Origin of the sequence: Rhodobacter sp. CZR27 (assembly GCF_002407205.1) — a bacterium.
Lineage (GTDB): Bacteria > Pseudomonadota > Alphaproteobacteria > Rhodobacterales > Rhodobacteraceae > Cereibacter_A.
In genome coordinates, this window is the sequence record NZ_CP023548.1 from 1,421,322 (window position 1) to 1,439,460 (window position 18,139).

Annotated in this window: 16 protein-coding genes; 10 read left to right on the forward strand and 6 right to left on the reverse strand. The window is 69.5% G+C overall.

Going from position 1 to position 18,139, the window contains the following annotated elements; genetic code table 11:
* Window positions 1–33 precede the first annotated feature (33 nt).
* The gene (locus tag CK951_RS06940) at window positions 34–1,701 is read right to left on the reverse strand and encodes an aromatic/alkene/methane monooxygenase hydroxylase/oxygenase subunit alpha (protein WP_198402416.1); all 1,668 of its coding nucleotides are present in this window, start codon (window positions 1,699–1,701) and stop codon (window positions 34–36) included.
* A 654-nt stretch (window positions 1,702–2,355) separates the two neighbouring features.
* On the opposite strand from CK951_RS06940, the gene CK951_RS06945 reads away from it, so the two are divergent.
* The 10 genes from CK951_RS06945 (at window position 2,356) to CK951_RS06990 (ending at window position 11,383) form a co-directional block, all read left to right on the forward strand.
* Window positions 2,356–2,820 (forward strand): hypothetical protein, encoded by a 465-nt coding sequence (locus CK951_RS06945; protein WP_096785454.1) that lies wholly within the window; start codon window positions 2,356–2,358, stop codon window positions 2,818–2,820.
* A complete protein-coding gene (locus tag CK951_RS06950) occupies window positions 2,817–3,077 on the forward strand; it encodes a hypothetical protein (protein WP_096785455.1) in 261 nt (86 codons plus the stop codon). Before CK951_RS06945 ends, CK951_RS06950 begins: the two co-directional genes overlap by 4 nt.
* Window positions 3,074–4,159 (forward strand): WD40 repeat domain-containing protein, encoded by a 1,086-nt coding sequence (locus CK951_RS06955; protein ID WP_096785456.1) that lies wholly within the window; start codon window positions 3,074–3,076, stop codon window positions 4,157–4,159. Before CK951_RS06950 ends, CK951_RS06955 begins: the two co-directional genes overlap by 4 nt.
* 16 nt (window positions 4,160–4,175) lie before the next feature.
* Window positions 4,176–4,349, forward strand: coding sequence for a hypothetical protein (locus tag CK951_RS21355; protein ID WP_096785457.1), 174 nt, complete (start codon window positions 4,176–4,178; stop codon window positions 4,347–4,349).
* A gap of 49 nt (window positions 4,350–4,398) precedes the next feature.
* Window positions 4,399–5,649, forward strand: coding sequence for an RNA polymerase sigma-54 factor (locus CK951_RS06965; RefSeq protein ID WP_096785458.1), 1,251 nt, complete (start codon window positions 4,399–4,401; stop codon window positions 5,647–5,649).
* Window positions 5,650–6,076: 427 nt separating this feature from the next.
* Window positions 6,077–7,114, forward strand: coding sequence for a UDP-glucuronic acid decarboxylase family protein (locus tag CK951_RS06970; RefSeq protein WP_096785459.1), 1,038 nt, complete (start codon window positions 6,077–6,079; stop codon window positions 7,112–7,114).
* The gene (galE, locus tag CK951_RS06975; protein ID WP_096785460.1) at window positions 7,107–8,099 is read left to right on the forward strand and encodes a UDP-glucose 4-epimerase GalE; all 993 of its coding nucleotides are present in this window, start codon (window positions 7,107–7,109) and stop codon (window positions 8,097–8,099) included. Before CK951_RS06970 ends, galE begins: the two co-directional genes overlap by 8 nt.
* The gene (locus CK951_RS06980) at window positions 8,083–9,963 is read left to right on the forward strand and encodes a glycosyltransferase family 2 protein (RefSeq protein WP_096785461.1); all 1,881 of its coding nucleotides are present in this window, start codon (window positions 8,083–8,085) and stop codon (window positions 9,961–9,963) included. Before galE ends, CK951_RS06980 begins: the two co-directional genes overlap by 17 nt.
* A gap of 17 nt (window positions 9,964–9,980) precedes the next feature.
* Window positions 9,981–10,892: a glycoside hydrolase family 26 protein gene (locus tag CK951_RS06985; RefSeq protein ID WP_232520708.1), complete on the forward strand. Its 912-nt coding sequence runs from the start codon at window positions 9,981–9,983 to the stop codon at window positions 10,890–10,892.
* A gap of 209 nt (window positions 10,893–11,101) precedes the next feature.
* Window positions 11,102–11,383: a hypothetical protein gene (locus CK951_RS06990; RefSeq protein WP_096785462.1), complete on the forward strand. Its 282-nt coding sequence runs from the start codon at window positions 11,102–11,104 to the stop codon at window positions 11,381–11,383.
* 13 nt (window positions 11,384–11,396) lie between these two features.
* Here CK951_RS06990 and CK951_RS06995 read toward each other — a convergent pair whose 3' ends face one another.
* From CK951_RS06995 to CK951_RS07015, 5 genes are all read right to left on the reverse strand, one after another.
* Window positions 11,397–12,593, reverse strand: coding sequence for an anaerobic sulfatase maturase (locus CK951_RS06995; protein ID WP_096785463.1), 1,197 nt, complete (start codon window positions 12,591–12,593; stop codon window positions 11,397–11,399).
* 181 nt (window positions 12,594–12,774) lie between these two features.
* Window positions 12,775–13,362: a cupredoxin domain-containing protein gene (locus tag CK951_RS07000; RefSeq protein ID WP_096785464.1), complete on the reverse strand. Its 588-nt coding sequence runs from the start codon at window positions 13,360–13,362 to the stop codon at window positions 12,775–12,777.
* 200 nt (window positions 13,363–13,562) lie between these two features.
* Window positions 13,563–14,225 carry a YjbE family putative metal transport protein gene (locus CK951_RS07005; protein ID WP_096785465.1) on the reverse strand — a complete coding sequence of 221 codons (663 nt, stop codon included), beginning with the start codon at window positions 14,223–14,225 and terminating at the stop codon, window positions 13,563–13,565.
* Window positions 14,226–14,688: 463 nt separating this feature from the next.
* Window positions 14,689–16,215 carry a cryptochrome/photolyase family protein gene (locus CK951_RS07010; protein ID WP_096785466.1) on the reverse strand — a complete coding sequence of 509 codons (1,527 nt, stop codon included), beginning with the start codon at window positions 16,213–16,215 and terminating at the stop codon, window positions 14,689–14,691.
* A gap of 121 nt (window positions 16,216–16,336) precedes the next feature.
* On the reverse strand, window positions 16,337–18,097 hold the full coding sequence (locus tag CK951_RS07015) for a cation:proton antiporter (RefSeq protein ID WP_096787190.1): 1,761 nt from the start codon (window positions 18,095–18,097) through the stop codon (window positions 16,337–16,339).
* Window positions 18,098–18,139 lie beyond the last annotated feature (42 nt).

Here is an 18,139-nt window from a genome sequence, read left to right on the forward strand (position 1 = left end):
AAGGGGGCCGTCGCCGGCCCCCCGGGATCGCGGTCAGTGGCAGGGATTGATGGTGAAGCCCGCGCGGTAGTCGGCGAGGTGCTTCTCGCGCGCCTCGGGGCTCATCTCGCGCAGGAGGGTGAGCGGCGAGAGCAGCGTGTGGCCGCGCACGTCGTCGAGCGTCCACATGTCCTTGTCGTCGAAGCGCAGGTGCGGCTGCGGCGTCAGCGTCTTGCCATCGTCGCGGACGAAGTTCAGGTCCTTGATCGCATCGGCGAGATCCCAGCCGTGATAGAGCGTCTCCCACTCGCGCTTGCCCGAGAAGCGGCCCATCGCGGGGGTCGGCCGGCCCTGGTATTCGTCGGCGAAGGCCTCGACGGCGGTCCAGCGGTCCAGCTCATGCGCGAAGGTGTGCAACTGTCCGTCGATCTCGTCCACCACCATGTCCTCGCGGATCAGGCAGGGCACGAGGCAGGACCAGCAGCGGTGCGGATAGACGTAGCCCACTTCCTCGTTGAAGGTGATGATCTTCTGCCCGGGCTTCGAGAGCTTCGCATACCAGCGCCAGAACTCGCCGAACTCGGCATACCAGCCCGGATACTTGTGCTCGAACCACTCGAAGTCCTTGTCGGTCTGGGCCTCGATCCGCCAGAAGTTCACCGGCCACCCCACCGCGAAGAACTGCGCGACCTTGTGGACGTAGTGCTTCTTGGTGATCCGGTTCCACGCCTCCTGCACGTCGTCGTGGTGCACCTTGATGCCGTATTTCTCGAGCGGCAGCATGTAGGTGCGGTAGTAGTCCTCGAAGATCCAGCGGTGCCACATCTCCGCGTAGGACTCCTTGTCCTTGTCGCGGTTGGTGGTGCCGTATTCGATGAAGGTGCCGATGGCCGCATCGACGATCGCGTGGTTCTGCCAGAAGGCGTAGCGCAGGTCGCGTTCCAGCAGCAGGTGGTTCTCGGGCTCCTTCAACGCGGCCATCAGCAGCGAGTGGCCGTTGCCGATGTGGCGGCTCTCGTCCGATTGAACGGACAGGAAAACCGTCGGCAGCGCATAGTCGCCGTTGCGCGCGGCTTCCGAGGGCATGGCGACGAACAGCGTGTTTGTGAAGGCGGTCTCGGCCACGACCGTCAGATACATGCAGGCCGCGGTCATCGTGTCGCCGGTGATGAAGCCCTCGCCGAACTGCCGCCCGATGGTGGTGGCGTAGCACTTCCCGAACGCCTCTTCGGTAATGTCGAAGCCAGCCGGGTCGATGTAGTTCTCCATATACCACTTCTTCAGGTTCATCTGGATCGTGGAATGGCGGAACTCATCGACCATCTGCATGGTAAAGCCGGTGCGCAGGTCCTCGCCGGGCGCGAGGCGGGCGACCATGGCCATCGACCGCGCGGCCGAGATCTCGGGGAAGGGGATGATCGCCAGGAACAGCTTCATCCACTCGACCCAGCGCGGCTCGACATTGCGGAACATGTCGCCGCGCAGCGCCGCATCCAGCGCGCCATAGACGCGGTTGTCCTTTTCCTCCTGCATCGGGAAATACGAGCGCAGCACCTGCTTCATCGGATCGCGCGGCGCCTTGGCGATCTTGTAGTCGGTCGGGAAGGTCGCCGCCTCCTGGACGTAGGTCGGGTTCCAGCCGAGGTCGGAAATCCTTTTCGTTGCCTCGCCGACGGAGATCCCGCGTTGCGAGGTGATCTTGTTCAGCGTCAAAGACGTCATGCCATGAGCCTCCATGTATGGCGCGGGCAGCGGCCCGCGGGGGTGCGGCCCGGAAGGGGCCGGCGGTCTGCGGATCACGGCAAAGGTTCGGGGCTCTGCACCTCCGCCGCAGCGCCGGACCGGCGGACGGCGGCCTCCTCCCATCCTTCGTTCTTCTGCCGTCGGCCTTTCGGCGATGACGGACGGTTATGCCGGAATGGAAGCACGTCCGGTGCCAGAGACCGGGAAAACGCGCCGCTCCGGCGCCCGATGCACCGGGCGGCGCGACTAACATCCGGAAAGTGGCCGGGAAAAAAAATTCAGGAGGGAATCAGCAATTTCGCCTCGTCGGCCGCAGCCGGTGCGCGGCCTGTCCAGGGCGCAGGCAGCTTTCGTTACAGGTGTAACGCGCCGGGTGATCCGGCGTTACAGCACGCGGACAGCTCGGGCGATTCGCGGCCTCGCCAGGGGTGCCGCGCCGCGGCGCCCGCGTTCTGCACCTGCGACCGTAACAGGCTGAAACGGCTGTAAAGTCCCGGCGTAACGCCCTGTCACGATCGGCCCGGACGCCGCCGAAAAATATGTGTGCAGGATGCGCTTTTCGGCACCGGACCCGCTCGGCAGGCGGCCCATGGGTGCTACGCTTGTCCCGTGTTCCAGCAACGGAGGCGAGGAATGTCCGGTTCCGAGGATCTTCCCATCGGCAGGCCCGTGCCATCGCGTCTGGTGGCCGAGCGCGTCCTTGCGCGCGCCCCGCAGGATCTGGTCTTCGTGATGCGCTTCCTTGGCGAGAGCCAGGACATCCTGCAGGCCCACTTCCGCCTGTTCCTGACCCGCCGTCTGGCCGAGGCGGGGGCCACGGCGGACGAGCATCCGCTGCTTCCGTTCTTCATCGACAGCCATGCCTCGGAGTTGCGCGACTTCGTCTTCACCGGCGTGTCGCTTGCCCGCCAGTTCCGCCTGCGCGAGATCGAGGAGCTGACGGGGGATGCCGAGGCCACCATGCGCATCGACGTCTGGGACGCCATCGCAAGCCATATCGAACTGGCCGAGGCGCGGTTCGCGGACGGGATCGGCGCGGTGGTCGAGCGGCTGCGTCGGCAGGAGGCCGATCTGCACGCCGCGCGGAGGCCGGAATGAGCGCGCTGCTTTTCGCACGGATTGCCGCCGTGGGCGAGATCGCGCGGCTGGAATCGGACCGCCAGCGTCTCGTCCGCACGCTTTCGGGCCTCGAGATCGAGGCCGCCGGCGGTGCAGCCGTGGATGCGGGGCGCGCCGCGGCCGAGGAGGCGCTAGCCGCCTGCGACCTGCGCATGACGACGCTCGAGGCGCGTCTTGCGCAACTGGACCGGGATCTGGCGGCAGAGGCGTCGCCGGGAGAGGAGAGAAAGCCATGAACCAGACGCTCGCACTGACACCCTTCGATCTCCTCTCCCGGCGGTGGCTGCGACCGGCGGAAGTGTGCGGGGCGATCTTCGAGGCCAGCGGCAAGGCCGTGGTCTTTCGCGATGTCGAGGGCCGGCTGGCGCTGGCGCCTGTGGCCGATGCCGAGGATACGCCGGCCCGCCTGAGGCTGGAACTCGAAACGGGGCGTGCCGTGATCCGTCCGCGCCAGCACGAACCCGCGCCGCTTGCCGAGGCGGCGCTCGTCACTGCCGCGATCGCGCCGTTTCCCGGGCCCGGGGTGCTTGCCGCCGATGCCGCGGGCGCGCTGCACCGCGTGACGCCGAGGGGACAGGTGACAGCGCTTGCCCCGGCCGCCGGGCCGGTCAAGGCACTCGCCTGTGACCCCGTGCATTTCAGCCTGGTCATTGCCCGCGAGGCGGGGGTGGAGATCCTCGACGCCGATCTTCGCCGGCTCGGCCACGTGGAGACCGACCGGCCCCGCGGGATCGCCGTCCGCGACGGCCGCATCGCCGTGGCCCATGCCGGCGGCCTGACGCTTCGCGACGCGACCTCCTGCCGCCACCTCGCCATTCCGGAGCCCGAAGGCGCGCCGGCGCTCGACCCCTCGGGGAGCTGGGCGGCGGGGCGGACGGCCGCGGGCGGTCTGTGGCTGGCCGAGATCGCCACGGGCCGGATCGCGCATCTGGCGGACTTTCCGCTGCCGCCTGCGTCGGTCGGCTTCGACACCGCCGGGCGGCTCGTGACCTCGGGCGCCTATCGGCTTACCGCCTGGAGCCTCGACCGGCCGCCGTTCGAGGATGGGATGGCAGGAGCGCTCCGGACCGGGCGGCCGGGGCTGGTGGCGGTGACGGCGGCGGCACCCCATCCCCGGCGCGATGTCGTGGCGGTCGGGCGGGCCAACGGGGAACTCGCGCTCGCCCGGCTGGGCCAGCCGGACGAGATGGTGCTGCGGCCCGGGGACGGCGACGCGATCGGGGTCCTCGTCTGGTCGGCGGATGGCCGGCACCTGGCCATCGGCACGCGCGGCGGTCTGGCTGCCCTCGTCGATTTTCCCGCACAGATCTTCAAATGAGCCACAGGAGGCTGCCATGACCACCCGCAATCACCTTGACGAGCCGAGCAAGGACGCGTTCTTCGCCCGCATCGCCGAGCTTTCCGACGAGATGATCGCCGCGCATGGCCGCGACTTCGCCGTGGGCGCCCTGGTGCTTGCCGCGCGCTTCATCTGCGACCGGACACCGGACGCGCTGAACCGCCACTGAAGGAACCCGCGATGACCGGTCCCCGCCCCCCCGCGCCGGGTTGCGCGGGATGAGCCGGCTCGGCCTGCGTCTCGGGCAGCGGCAGGTCCAGACCGTCAGCCAGCTGGCGGCGCTCTCGCTGCTCAGGATGGATGCCGCCGAGCTTTCGGCCCATCTTTTGGCCGAGGCCCGGCGCAATCCCTTCCTTCGGCTTCGCTCTCCGGCGCTCGGCGCTCCCCTGTCCGGAACGGAGCCGTTGGCCGCCGCACCCGGCCTGCACGACCATGTGCGCGCCGAGATCGGCCTGCGCCTCACGAGGCCGGCGGACCTGCATCTTGCGGAGCGGTTCATCGAGGCGCTGGCGCCCTCGGGGTGGCTGGAGCAGCCGGTGGAGGCGATCGCGGCCGCGGCGCGCGTCCCGGTGGCCCATGCCCTTGCCCTGCTCGAGATGCTGCAGCAGATCGAGCCGGCCGGCCTGTTCGCGCGCAGCCTGCGCGAATGCCTGCGCCTGCAGGCGGCCGACCGTGGCCAGTTGACGCCGGCGATGGAGCGGGTGCTCGACCGGCTCGACCTTCTGGCGGCCAAGGGGCCCGCCGCGGTCGCCGTCGATGCCGGCCTTGATCCGGCGGAAGTCGGCTGCTGCCTTGGCGCGATCCGCCGCATGGATCCCAAGCCCGGCGCCCGGTTCGACGATGCCGCGCACGCGCCGCCGCTGCGCGAGCCCGACCTGCTGGCGCGACGCTCTGCCGGGGGATGGACGGTGGAGCTGAACCGCTCGCTCCTGCCTGCCGTCCGGGTGGCGGATCTTCCCGCCGGACGGCCGGGGGACGAGGTCGCACGCCTCAGGCGCGAGGCGCGCGAGTTGCAGCGCGCGCTGTCGCGGCGGGGCGAGACGGTGCTACTGGTCGGCGCCGAGGTCGCGCGGCGCCAGCAGGCGTTCCTCGATCATGGCCCGGACGCCCTGCAGCCCCTGCGACTGGCCGACGTGGCGCGACCGCTCGGCCTGCATCCCAGCACGGTGAGCCGGGTGGTCAGCGGGCTTCTGTTGCAGACCCCGCACGGCATCGTGCCGGTGCGGCTGCTGTTCCGAAGCGCGCTGGCGGCAGGCGAGGGCGGCGGCGTGACCGCGGCCGTCCTGCAACAGCGCATCCGCGCCCTCGTCTCGGCCGAGGACGGGCGTCGCCCGTTGGACGACGAGGCGCTGGCCGCGGAGCTGGGACGCGCCGGCATCCGGGTGGCGCGACGAACGGTCGCGAAGCATCGGGCGCTGGCAGGCATCCTTCCGGTGGCGCAGCGTCACGCCCTGCCGCGCGAGGCGTGACCTCACCGCCGCGCCGTGCCCGGATATTCTCATCACGTGTTTCCCGTTCGGGTGAAACCTGTTTCCCGCCAAGGATCTTCGTGTCGGCGACTCGCGGCGTATATTATCGGAATGATCGGGTAATTCCCGCCTGAGTGTCTTCCTAATACCACATCTCAACCTGAGATATAAAATCCGACCCGTATTCATGAAGGACAGCCGGATCGACTTGCCCAATTGGACTTTGCCATCTTGTTGACACCAGATGGACGTATTCTTAAGAGTAGTATCTATAACTTTAGTAATCTGTCGGAGCCCGAACGGATCACGCCACGACTAACCTTCGGGCCGCCCCGGCAGGCCCCAGGCTATTGAACAAGACCGGCAAACCGACTGCGCCGTGCATGACGGACAGCAGTTTCCTGCCGCTCTAGCGGAGCAATGGAAAATGGACGGAAGCCCGATTCCGGTCGTCTCGACCGGCAGTGACTTTTTTTCGCCACAGTTCAGTCGGCGAAAGATCGTTCTGGTCGCAGGCGGCGCCGGCTTCCTGGGATCCCACCTTTGCGACAACCTGATCGCCGACGGCCATTCCGTCGTCTGCCTCGACAATCTGCAGACCGGCCGCATGGAGAACATCGCCGGCCTTCTCAAGAATGACCGGTTCCACTTCGTCCGGCATGACATCACCAATGCCTTGCCATGGGACGGGCCGCTGGACGAGATCTACAACCTCGCCTGCGCGGCCTCGCCGCCGCTTTACCAGAAGGATCCGATCCACACCTTCCGCACCTGCACCGAGGGCGTGCTGAACCTGCTCGGGCTGGCCCGGCGCACCGGCGCGCGGATCCTGCAATCCTCGACCTCCGAGGTCTATGGCGACCCCGAGGTCACCCCGCAGCGCGAGGGCTACCGCGGCGCGGTGAACACCGTCGGGCCGCGGGCCTGCTACGACGAGGGCAAGCGCGCCGCCGAGACGCTGTTCTGGGAATTCGGCGCCCATCAGGGTGTCGAGGTGCGCATCGCGCGCATCTTCAACACCTATGGCCCGCGGATGAGCCCGGACGACGGTCGCGTCGTGTCGAACTTCGTCGTGCAGGCGCTTACCGGAGCGGACCTGACGCTCTACGGCGACGGGATGCAGACGCGCTCCTTCTGCTATGTCGACGACATGGTGGCGGGCCTGCGGCGCCTGATGGCGGCGGAGTGCAGCATGCCGGTCAACCTCGGCAATCCGGGCGAGTTCACCATGCGCGAGCTGGCGGACCGGGTGCTTCGCCTGACGGGTTCGCGCTCGAGGATCGTGCACCATCCGCTGCCGGTAGACGATCCGCGCCAGCGCCGGCCGGACATCGGCTTTGCGACGTCGGTTCTGGGCTGGGCTCCGACGGTGCCGCTGGAACAGGGTCTCGCCCTCACGATCCGCCATTTTGCGGACGAGCTGAAGACCCTCCCGTTGCGCGAGGCCGAACTGCATCATGTCTGACGTCGTTCTGGTGACGGGCGGTGCGGGCTTCATCGGCTCGCACGCCTGCAAGGCGTTGCGGAGGGCCGGCTACCGGCCGGTGAGCTTCGACAACCTGAGCACGGGCCATGCGGATGCGGTCCGCTTCGGACCGCTCGTGCGCGGCGACGTCCGCGACGCCGCGGCGGTCGAGGCCGCGCTTCGTGGCCACGGGGCGGTGGCTGTCATGCATTTCGCGGCCTCGGCCTACGTCGGCGAATCGGCCAGCGATCCCGCGAAATACTACGACAACAACCTGGGCGGGATGATCGGGCTGATCCAGGGCTGCCGGGCCGCAGGCGTCCGGCGCATCGTCTTCTCGTCAAGCTGCGCCACCTATGGCGTGCCCGCCAGCCTTCCGATCCGCGAGACGCTGGAGCAGCGGCCGATCAACCCCTATGGCCGGACGAAGCTGATCTGCGAGCAGATGCTGCGCGACATGGGGGTCGAGGGCTTCGCCCATGTCGCGCTGCGCTATTTCAACGCCGCCGGCGCCGACCCCGAGGGCGAGCTGGGCGAGCGTCACGACCCCGAGACCCATCTGCTGCCGCTGGCGCTGCGGGCGGCGTCGGGGCAGGGCGGTCCGCTTGCGATCTTCGGCACCGACTACCCGACCCCCGACGGCACCTGCATCCGCGACTACATCCACGTGGCCGATCTGGCCCGGGCGCATGTGCTGGCGCTTGGCCGTCTGCTGAGCGGGGGCGAGAGCGTCGCGCTGAACCTCGGCACGGGGCGGGGGCTGTCGGTGCGCGAGATCGTCCGGGCGATCGAGACCGCCACCGGCCGGCAGGTGCCCCTGCGGATGGAGCCGCGCCGTCCGGGCGATCCGCCCGAGCTGACGGCGGATCCGGCGCGGGCCGCGGCCGAGCTTGGCTTCCGCACCGAATGCTCGGACATCGCCACCATCGTGCGCCACGCCGCGCCGTGGTTCGGGCTGGAGACGGCCGATGTCGCAGCGCAGTGACCGCAAGCGCGCAAGGGCAAGGCTGAAGCGGCAGGAGCGCCTTCGCAGCCGGGCCGGAACCGGGGCGCGCTACCTCGAGCCGATCATGAGCCGTGTGCAGCGCAGGCATTATGGCGTCCTAGCGCTGCTCTGGCTGGTCTCGCTGGTCTGGTTCTGGGTCTGGTGGCTGAAGCCCGTGCATGTCATCGGCTGGCCGGGGTTCCTGTTCGTGACCCTTCCGCTCGTCTGGCTGAGTGCGCTGCAGCTCTATTTCGTCATCGTCCTGTTCTACGCCCACCGCTCCTCGGCGCCCGATCCGGTGCCCGGTCGCTGGCGCGTGGCGATGATCGTGACCAAGACCCCGTCCGAGCCGTTCCCGGTCGTGCGCCGCACGCTCGAGGCGATGCTGGCGCAGGACTATCCGCACGACACCTGGCTTGCCGACGAGGATGTGACGCCCGAAACCGCGGCTTGGTGCGCGGCGCATGGGGTCAAGATCTCGTGCCGGAAGGGGCGCGCGGACTATCACCGCGCGGTCTGGCCGCGCCGCACGCGCTGCAAGGAGGGCAACCTTGCCTTCTTCTATGACCACTGGGGCTATCGCGACTATGACATCGTGGCGCAGCTCGATGCCGATCATGTGCCCCAGCCAGGCTACCTGCGCGAGATCCTGCGGCCCTTCGCCGATCCGGGCGTGGGCTATGTCAGCGCGCCCAGCATCTGCTCGGCCAACGCCGGCGAAAGCTGGGCCGCGCGCACGCGGCTTCACACCGAAGCCACGTTCCATGGCGTGTTCCAGACCGGCTACGCCGGGTTGCTGGCCCCGATGTGCATCGGCTCGCATTACGCGGTGCGGACGCGGGCGCTGAAGGAGGTCGGTGGCCTCGGGCCGGAACTGGCCGAGGATCACTCGACCTCGATGCTGATGAACGCGGGCGGCTGGCGCGGCGTCCATGCCATCGACGCCATCGCCTTCGGCGACGGGCCCGCCAATGTCGCGGACCTCGCCACGCAGGAGTTCCAGTGGTCGCGCAGCCTGCTGTCGCTGCTGCTGAGCCATACGCCGCGCTACCTGGGCCGGCTTCCGGCACGGCTGAAGTTCCTCTTCGTGGCCTGCCAGCTCTGGTATCCGATGTTCGCGGTCGTCATGGTGATGATGTATGTCGCGCCGATGCTGGCGCTGCTGCTCGACATGCGCTTTGCGGACGTGACCTTCCCGGCCTTCATCGGCCATTCGCTGCCGGCGGTGGCGATCCTGACCTGGATGGCGTGGCGCCTGAAGCGCGACGGATTCTGCCGGCCGGTCGACGCGCCGATCGTCAGCTGGGAGAAGGCGCTGTTTCTCGCGATGAAATGGCCCTGGGTGCTCTGGGGTTGCGCGATGGCGGTGCGGGACCGCGTGACCGGGCGGTTCGTCGACTTCCGCATCACGCCCAAGGGCGAGGCGGCGAACCGGCGCATCCCGCCCCGGATGACGGCGATCTACGTGGTGCTGGCGGCCGGCTGCGTGGTGCCGGTGTTCCTGGCGCAGGACGTGTCCGAGGCGCGCGGCTTCCTGCTTCTGTCGATGCTGAACGCCGCGCTCTACGGCTGTCTCGTCGCCGTGATGGTCTGGCACCACCTGCGCGGTCTGGGCGCGGTCTGGCGCGAGCAGATGGCCGATCTTGCCGTGCAGGGACTGGCCGTGGCCGCCGTGATCGGCCTCGTGGTGGCCGGCGCGATGATGCGAGGGCCCGAAAGCCTGGCCGCGCTCGCCTTCGGGCTGGAGCCGCTGCAGCTGACCCGCGCCGAATACGTCGTGTCCGGCGCCGCAAGCGGAGAAGAGCCGCGGGTGCACTTCCGCTTCGCACCCGCATGGAACTCCAGCCCCCTGATCGGTGGCTGACAGGAAGGAGATGGATGATGTGCCGGCATGAAATGCGGAAGACACGGGTCGCGGCAGCGGCAATCGCCGCAGCGGTCGGCCTTGCCTGCGCGGGCGTGGCCGTGGCCGCGCCTCCCGGAAGCCTTCCCTTCGGGGCCTATGACCCGGCGGGCGACTATCGCGACGACGAGGACCTGGTGATCGAGCACCTGTTCCTGCCCTGGGAAGACGTCTACCTGCCCTCGCTGCTCGACGCCGATACCTACGCCCGCGAGCGCAACCGCGCGCTGCTGGTGACGCTGGAGCCCTGGACCTGGACCCGCGACGAGCGCAACACGCCCGAGGCGTTGCGCGAGGGTATCCGCAGCGGCGCCTATGACGCCAACATGGCAGCGGTCTGCAACGTGCTCGCCGCTCTCCGCAGCCCGGTGACGCTGCGGTGGGCGCACGAGATGGAGGTGAAGGACGGCCAGTTCATCTGGTCGGGCTGGAACCCCGCCGACTACGTCGAGGCGTTCCGGCACATGACCTCGCTCTGCCGCTCGATCGCGCCCGCCATCCGGGTCATGTGGTCGCCGGGCGGAGAGGAGGGACTGGAGGCCTATTATCCGGGTGACGACGTCGTGGACCTGATCGGCATCTCGGTCTTCGGCCTGCAGGCCCAGGACCGGTTCAAGGTCGGGCGCGACCGCAGCTTCGTCGACATCCTGGGACCGCGTTACCAGCGGGTGGCGGGCTTCGGCAAGCCCGTCGTCGTGGCCGAATACGGCGTCTCGGGCAGCCGGGACTATGTCGACGCGTGGGACGGCGCGGTGCGCCAGGTGGGGGCGCAGTTTCCCAACCTCGTCGGCGCGGTCCACTTCAACCAGAAGGAGGTCTATGCCTGGCCGGACGGCTTCGGCCTGCCGGACTGGCGGCTCGACTACCGGGTGACGGACTCCCCGGACTGACCACCCGCGGACCCGGTCAAAGGCAGCTTCAAGATACATTCTTTGGGCGGTGACTGCCCGAAAGAGGCCATGTTCGGGCCAATCTGATGGCGTGATCGCCTACCAGACATGTCGGTAGTTTCTATATCGTCACGTAGTCCATGACGTCCGGCGGTTGCATTCGGCATCGCCAGGCCTGGGCCTTCGTGTCGAGCGAAGGAGATCCGACTGTGCAAACTGTCCGCAAGCTTGTCGCCGGCCTCGGGGTGGCGATCGTGGCCGCGCTTCCGCACCTCGCCGATGCCTCCAACGACTCCGCCCGCAACCATCCCACGGGACGGGGCGTGGTCATCACCCACTCGGCGGGAGCCTTCAGCTGGCTGGCCCGGCCGGCCGTCGCCCCGGCGGCCCTCACCCCCGCCAAGGCCCGCCTCCAGCGCCAGATCGGACGCGGGTCCTGGATCTGCTCGCCGGCGGGCTTCGGCCGCGGCTCGCGCTGCTATTCGAACTGACCGGACCGGCGACTTACGCCGGGCGCGCGCCGGTCGCTATGATGGCCGAGGCCGGAAGGCCCGCCCGCAGCAGTTCGGCCATCCGGTCGAACGCGGGCGCGGCATGGTCGAGGAACATCCGGTAGCCGTCGCAGAAATGGTTGATCCGGCCGGGGCCGCCGGTCGGGTCCGGCAGGATCCTGTGCTTGGGGCAGCCGCCGTTGCAGGCGAAGCGCCAGCGGCAGGTCCGGCACCCGGGCGGCAGCGTCGCCGCCTTGTCCTTGCCGAAGCGGCGCTGTCGGGGCAGCGCGGCCAGCTCCGCCACCGGCCGCGCGAGAAGGCTGCCCAGCCGATGCTCGGGATAGACATAGTGGTCGCAGGCATAGAGGCCGCCGTCATGCTCGAGCGCGAGCGCAGTCCCGCAGGTCTCGGCGAAGATGCAGAGCGACGCGGGTTCTCCCATCCAGAGCCCCAGCATCACGTCGAAATGCTGCACGAAGACCCGCCCCACGTCGTGGCGCACCCATTCGTCGAAGACCGCGCAGAGGAAGCGGCCGAGTTCCTCGCCGCTTGCGCAGAATGGCGCCACCACGGCACCGCGGTCGCCCCGGCCCGGCGGCCCGGCGAGCCGCCCGTCGGGCATCAGACGCTCCAGCGCGGGAATGAACTGGATCACCTCGGCGCCCAGCCCGCGCAGGTAGCGATAGACCTCGAGCGGCGCCCCGACATTGGCGCGCGAGATCACGGTCAGGATGTTCACGTCGACCCCGTGCCGCTGGAGCCGCTCCAGCCCGCGCAGGACGGCGGCCGAGCTGGGCCGTCCGCGGCGGTCGGGCCGGGCCTGGTCGTGCATCGCCGGCGGCCCGTCGAGGCTGACGCCGACGAGAAAGCCGTTCTCGCGCAGGAACCGCGCCCAGTCCTCCGTCACAAGCGTGCCGTTGGTCTGCAGGGCATTGCCGATCCGGTGGCCGGGGGGGCAGTGACGCGCCTGGATCTCGACAACGCGGCGGAAGTAGTCGAGGCCCATGAGCATCGGCTCTCCGCCCTGCCAGGCAAAGGTGATCTCCCGCTGGCCCGCCGCGCTCTGGCTTGCGATGTAGTCCCGGATGAAGCGGGACAGCACGGCCTCCTCCATCCGGAAGCGGTGCCGCTCGGGATAAAGCGCCTGCTTCTCGAGGTAATAGCAGTAGCCGCAGTCGAGATTGCAGCGCGGGCCGATGGGCTTGGCCATGACATGGAAGACCTGCCCCCAGGTCGGCCGGCCGGGAACGCCCGGCGATGACGGCGATCGGGAAGGCTGGGCCGGCGCGCGCTGCGGCCCGCCCGAGACGGGAGGGCGCTTCACGCGAGCCCCGGCGGGATGCCCGGTCCGGGCGCTGCAGACGCCCTGTTACGCCGCGGGCCGCGGCACCTCATTCGACGACCAGCGGGCCGTGCATCCCCGCCTCATAATGGCCGAGGATGAGGCAGGCGAACTCGTAGCGCCCGGGCTGTCCGAAGCTCCAGACGATCTCGCCGCTCGCGCCGGGGTCGAGCCGAACGGCGTTGGCCTCGGTGTGCGGCATGTCCGGCGTCTCTTCCATGAGCCGCTTGTGCGCGGCGATCTCCGGGGCCGAGCCCATCATGAACTCGTGCTCCTGCTGGCCGTCGTTGCGGATGAGCAGCCGGACCGTCTCGCCGGCCGCGACGGACAGGCGTGCCGGGCGGAAGATCATGCGGCCGTCCGCCGTCTCGGCCATGCTGACAGTCACGCTGCGCGTCGCCGACCCGGCAGAGGCCGGCGTGCCGAGCGGCGTCACATGGCCTCCGGCCGCGTCCTCGTGCGACGCGTGGCCTCCGGCTGCGACGTCATGCGATGCGTGGCCCCCGGCTGCGGTGTCATGCGACGCGTGCCCCCCGGCTTTGGTGTCATGCGCCATGTGGCCCCCGGTGTGCTCGCCCCCGGCCTGCGCCATGCCGGCTAGGCAGACGGCGATCACGGTGGTGATGCAGGTTCTCATGCTCGTCCTTTCGAATGGTCTTCCGCAGGAAGCACATTTCCCGGCATCCGACCTTGTCCGGGCGCAGGGTTCAAGCGACCTGCCGTCGCAAGGGATGCCGCCCGCCCCTGTATTTGTGGAGCCAATGCCGTCCAGCGCGAGCCGCGGCGTGGATGGCGCGGGCAGTGGGGCCGGCCCGGGGCGGCCGGCCCTCGGTCCGGTCAGCTGATCGCGCTCACGACCAGCGGTTCCACCTCGTGCCAGCCTTCCCAGATCATCTGCAGGGCGACATAGAGGATGATGAGCAGGCCGACATAGGCGATCCAGCGATAGCGGCCGATCAGCCGGGCGATGTAGGCCGAGGCAAGGCCCATCAGCGCAATGGAAAGGGCGAGGCCCACGATCATGACGGTCAGGTGCTCGCGCGCCGCGCCCGCCACGGCGAGCACGTTGTCGAGCGACATCGAGACGTCCGCCACGATGATCTGGACAGCGGCCTGCATCATCGTCTTCTGCGGAATGCCAGCCGCGATGGTGCCGTCCGCGTTGAGGTCGGCGCCCGCAAGCGCTTCCTCGGCGGCCTGTTCCTCGACCTCGTGGCCGGCGCGCAGCTCGCGCCACATCTTCCAGCACACCCAGAGCAGCAGGATGCCGCCCGCAAGAAGCAGGCCGGTCAGCGCGAGAAGCTGCGTGGTCACCCCCGCGAACAGGATCCGCAGCACCGTGGCCGCGATGATGCCGAGAAGGATCGCGCGCGGCCGCTTGTCGGCGGGAAGGCCGGCGGCCGCGAGCCCGATGACGATGGCGTTGTCCCCCGCAAGCGCGAGATCGATGGCGATGACCTGAAGCAGGGCGGCGAAGCCCTCGGGAGTGAGAATTTCCATACTGTTCCTCTTCGAGAGCCGCGCCGGGCCCGGCGGCGGTTCGTGATGGCTGGTTCGGCCCGACGGTCCGGCGCGGAACTGCCGTGACGGATCGCCTTTCCCGACACAGGGTCGCGGCCGGCTTCATACGGAAGACGCAGCCGTTCGGCCACAGGAATATTTGCGCCGCTACCCCGGCCCGTGACCCGTATCCCTTGCCTGCAATGGGCGAGGGGGCGGCCCCGGTGCCGCCGGCAGGGGCCGATCCGACCGGAGAAAGCGCCCTTGTCCTTGGCGCGGGCACGCGATGCGGCAGGCGCCGAGGCTGGCGCTGGGCCCTTGCCTTTCGCGAGGACGCGCGGTGCGGCAGGCGCCAAGCCATCAGCTCGAGGCGGGCACGGGTCCTTGCCCTTCGCAAAGGCACGCGGCGCTGCAGGGTCTTGCTCCAGCTGCCGGGACTGCCGGCGCCCGCCCGTCCGTGTCCTCAGACCGCCTCGCCTGCCTTCAGGGCCGCGAGCAGGTTCCGTGCTTCTGCCAGAACCCGCTCGCGGTGGCGCGGCTCCATCCGGTCCCACGTGCGATACATCTGCACCATCCGGGGGTTCCGCTCGAAGCGGTCGCGGTGGCGGTCCAGGAAGTGCCAGTAGAGCAGGTTGAAGGGGCAGGCACGATCGCCGGTGCGCTCCTTCACGCGGTAATGGCAGCGCCCGCAGTAATCCGACATCCGGTCGATGTAGGCCCCCGACGCTACATAGGGTTTCGAGGCCATCTGCCCGGCATCGGCGAACTGGCTCATGCCCAGCGTGTTCGGCGCCTCGACCCATTCGAAGGCGTCGATGTAGACCGACAGATACCACTCGTGCACCTCCGCCGGATCGACCCCCGCGAGCAGCCCGAAATTTCCCGTCACCATCAGGCGCTGGATGTGGTGGGCGTAGGCAAGGTCCCGCGTCTGCGCGACAGCATCGGCCAGGCAGGCCATGCGGGTCGGGCCGCCCCAGTAGGCGGCCGGCAGCGGGGCGTCGTGGCCGAGCGCGTTGAGCGCGGTGTAGCCCGGGCCGTTCAGCGCCCACAGGCCCCGGACATATTCGCGCCAGCCGAGGATCTGCCGGATGAAGCCCTCGACCGCGTTGAGCGGGGCCCCGCCGCCCTGGAAGGCGGCTTCGGCCCGGCGGCAGACCTCCAACGGATCGAGCAGGCCGAGGTTCAGCGATGACGACAGCAGGGAGTGCGACAGGAACGGCTCGCCCGACAGCATCGCATCCTGTTCGTCGCCGAAGCGCGGCAGGCTTTCGGCGATGAAGTGGTCAAGCGCCTGAAGCGCCTGCACCCGGTCGGTCGGCCACAGGAACGGGCGCAGCCGGCCGAAATGCGCGGAAAAGCGGCTTTCGACCAGATCGAGCACGGCTTCCGTTTCGGCATCCGGTGGAAAGCGCGGCGGACGCGGGCGGAGCAGGTCCGGCCGGGCCGGCTTGCGGTTCTCGGCGTCGAAGTTCCACCGCCCGCCCACCGGCGCGTCGCCCTCCATCAGAAGCCCGGTGCGACGGCGCATCTCGCGGTAGAACCACTCCATCCGAAGCTGGCGGCGACCGCGGGCCCAGTCGGCAAAGACCGCGGGCGGGCAGATGAAGCGGTCATCGGCCAGCAGGTGCATGCGCAGCGGCAGCGCTTCGAGCGCGGCGGTCAGCCGCCAGTCGCCCGGAGCGGTCACGAGCACCTCCGCCGCTCCCGACTCCGCGGCCCGGCGCAGAAGCTCGGCCCCGATGGAAGGCCCCGTCGCGGGATCGTCGAGCCGCGAGTAGGCCAGCCGGAAGCCCCGCCCGCGCAGGTGATCCGCGAATTTGCGTATCGCGGCCAGCACCAGCGCGATCTTCTGCGGGTGATGCGGCACGTAGGTGCCTTCCTCCATCACCTCGGCCATCACGACGAGGTCGCGGGCCGGATCGGCGGCCCGGAGCGAGGCGAGCGTGTCGCTCAGCTGGTCGCCGAGCACCAGTATCAGGCGTGTCACGGAGGCGGCTCCGGGCTGAAGATCGGATCTGCCGGACATGGGGGCTTGCCCGGGTGCCGGGAAGGGGCGTCGGATCGCCGGGGCGGGCCCGGACGGGGCAAAGCCGGCGCTGAAAGGCCGCTCACTCGGCCGCGATCGCGTCGCGCAGCGGCCGCTTGATCGCCTCGCGCTTGCCGCGGATGACCGCATCGATCCGCGCCGCGGGCATGCCCAGCGTTTCCAGCGCCGTGCCGGCCAGTTCCAGACCCGTCTCCAGCACTTCCGGCACCACCTCGGTCGCTCCCAGCTTGAACAGCCGGATCGCATGCTCGGCGTCGCGGGCGCGCACCACGATGGGAATGCCCGCGCGCTCGGCGTGGATCGCCGCTGCGATGCGTTCGGCCGCGACGGGGTCATGCATGGTCAGGACGACGGCGGCGGCCTGATCCAGCCCGCATCTGCGCAGGAACTCGCGCTGCACGGCATTGCCATAGACGACATCATGGCCTGCCGCGCGCCCCTGCCTGACGGCCTCGGTGTCGCGCGCGATTGCGATGAAGGGCCGGCCCTCGGCGGCCAGCACCTCGCAGATCAGGCGCCCGACCCGGCCATAGCCCACGACGACGACCCGTCCCGCCTCCACCGGTCCCGGATCGGCATGGCCCTCGTCCAGCGCGCGGGCGCGGGTGGCGCGCAGTCCCGCCCGGCTTCCCACCTTGGCGAGGAGCGGGGTGAGCAGCATGGTTCCCGAGGAGACGAGCAGCATGAACTGCTCGACATCAGGACTGATCAGCCCGCTCGAACTGCCAAGGCCGAGGACGAGGAAGGCGAATTCCCCGCCGCCCGCCAGCAGGAGGCTCGCCTCGGCCGCCAGCGGCCAGGCCAGGCCGAAGAGGCGCGCCAGCACCGCCACGACCGCCGCCTTGATCGCGACCATGCCGATCACCGAGGCCACGAGCATCACCGGCTCCTGCGTCACCTCGGCAAGGTCGATCCGCATGCCGACCGAGATGAAGAACAGCCCGAGCAGCATGCCCTTGAACGGCTCGATGTCCACCTCGACCTGACGGCGGAACTCGGTCTCGGCCAGCAGGAGCCCGGCGAGGAAGGCCCCCAGCGCCATCGAGAGGCCCGCAAACTGGGTCAGGAGCGAGGTCCCGACCACCACGAACAGGATCGTCGCCATGAAGAGTTCGCGGTTGTGCGTGCGCGCCACCAGCCGGAACAGGCGCCGCAGGATCAGCCGGCCGAAGCCGACGATCAGCAGGATCGCCGCCGCCGCCTGTGCCAGCGCAAGCCCGAGCCCCGCCCAGACCGAGGTCGCCGCGCCGTCGCCGACAGTCCCGCCGAACACCACGATCAGGAACAGGATCGGCACCACCGCCAGATCCTGCGCCAGCAGGACGGCGAAGATGCTGCGACCGGCGACCGAGGTCAGCCGGTGCTGCTCGGCCAGCAGTTGCAGGACGATCGCCGTGGAGGACAGCGCAAGGCAGGCGCCGATCACCAGGCTCGCGTCGAGCGGGTTGCCGAAGGCGAGCGCGGTGGCGCAGATGGCCGCCGTGGTCAGCACCACCTGCGCCATCCCGAGGCCGAACACCAGCCGGCGCATGGTCCAGAGCCGGTCGAAGGACAGCTCCAGCCCGATGGTGAACAGAAGGAACGCCACGCCCAGTTCGGCCAGCCGGTCCACCGCCTCCTGCGAGGTGATGGTGATCCAGCCAAGCCAGGGGAGCGCGCCCTCGAGCCGGCCGATGCTGTTCGGCCCGAGCAGCAGGCCCGCCACCAGAAAGCCCACCACAGGGCTGACCCGAAGCCGCGCCATGAGGGGGATCATGACCCCGGCGGTGCCCAGGAACACCAGCGCCTCGCGATAGATTCCGATGTCTGTTCCCGCTGCCATGCGCGCCATCAACCACGCCCGTCGGGATTTGGCGAGTCCCCC